The sequence below is a fragment of the Microcoleus sp. Pol1C5 genome (genome assembly GCF_036701115.1).
Lineage (GTDB): Bacteria > Cyanobacteriota > Cyanobacteriia > Cyanobacteriales > Microcoleaceae > Microcoleus.
Genome location: NZ_JAUBQE010000143.1, coordinates 1 through 1,599 on the forward strand (window position 1 = coordinate 1; position 1,599 = coordinate 1,599).

The window sequence follows — 1,599 nt, forward strand, 5'->3', positions numbered from 1 at the left end:
GGCATCAAAACCACAGGACAAATTGAAACTTTACCCAACGAAAAAGTAGAAGTTACGGCTCCTGTTGCTGGGAAAGTAATAGAGTTGCTGGTTAAGCCTGGGGACAAAGTATCAAAAGGCCAACCCGTTGCGGTGTTATCGAGTTCAGAATTAGGACAGTTGCGGGTTGAATCTCTCTCGAAACGTGCCGAAGCTGAGGCAGATTTGCAGCAAGCGGAAGGCGATCTCAAACTAGCACGAGAAAATTACGATCGCCAACTTCAAATATCCGCAGCAGAAATCGCCCAAGCCCAAACCCAATGGACAGCGGTAACTAAGCAGTACCAACAAGAACAAGAATTAGTAAACAAGCGTTCAGTTGTGCAAGCCGCTAAAGAAAACTATCAGCGTCAAGTTGAAATAGCGCAAGCCGAAATAGCGCGGGCAGAAACTGAACTGACAGTGGCTAAAGAACAGTTCGATCGCGACAAAGAATTAGTGGCATCTGGGGCGATCGCGCGGCGCACAATGCTGGAATCGCAAGCTCACTTCGCTGAAGCAAAAGCCGCTGTTGCGAAGGCAAAAAGCCGTCCTGAAGTTATCAAAGCCCAAACCGAAATTAAACAAGCCGAAGTAGACCTCCCAATGCGGGAATTGCGGGAATCTCAAGGCAGAGTAGCAGAAGCAAAAGCTCAACTTACCAGAGCTCAGAGCCGCCGGGAAGTCCTAGAAGCCGAGAACCAAGTCAAACGCGGCAAAACTGCCGTCGAAGTCGCTCATTCGCGCATTCGCTTGGCTGACGCAGCCTATCAAGCGCGGCTGCAACAATTAGGAACTGTTGCCAACGATCGAGGACTCGTTACCGTAGTTGCTCCGATTTCCGGGACGGTAGCCGATCGCGAAATCACCCCAGGAGAGTCAGTAGACGCTGAAAAACCGTTGATGAGTCTGTTAAATGACAGCCGCGTTTTTGCCACAGCCAATATTTACGAAAAAGACCTGAATCAAGTAAAACAGGGTCAGGAAGTCAGGGTAAAAGTCGCTAATTTACCCGATCGCACTTTTAAAGGAAAAATCGCCTTAATTGGGTCATCCGTGGAAGGAGAAACGCGGGTTGTGCCGGTGAAAGCAGAACTAGATAATATTAACGGCGAATTAAAGCCCGGACTGTTTGCGGAGTTGGAGATTTTAACCGACAAAACTGCAACAAATATTTTAGCAATTCCGAGTGCGGCGGTAGTGGATGTTAGCGGTAAAAAAACCGTTTACGTCCAAAATGGCAATGCTTATCAAGCGGTTGAAATTGAACTCGGTCAAACTGCCGGAGATTTAGTTGAAGTTAAGAGGGGTTTATTCGAGGGAGATTTGATAGTAACGCAGCGAGCACCTCAACTTTACGCACAATCTTTGCGGGGCGGCAGCCATAAACACTCAGAAGAGGAGGAAAAGAAAGAGGCAACTCCAAAGGTAACAGAGGTTAATTTTAATAATTTACCCGTGTCTTTATGGTGGGCGGGAATAGGGGGAGGAGTTGCGATCGCATCCCTGACTTTCACAGCCGGCGTGTTGTGGGGAAATCGGCGCAAATTGCCAGCAATAGCAGCGGATTCTGGAAACAAT

General features: G+C 48.1%; 1 protein-coding gene. It reads left to right on the forward strand.

Annotated features, from left to right (window positions below; all coding sequences use genetic code 11):
- On the forward strand, positions 1–1,599 hold a 1,599-nt coding region (locus QUA23_RS30845), incomplete at both ends, for an efflux RND transporter periplasmic adaptor subunit (RefSeq protein WP_333110740.1).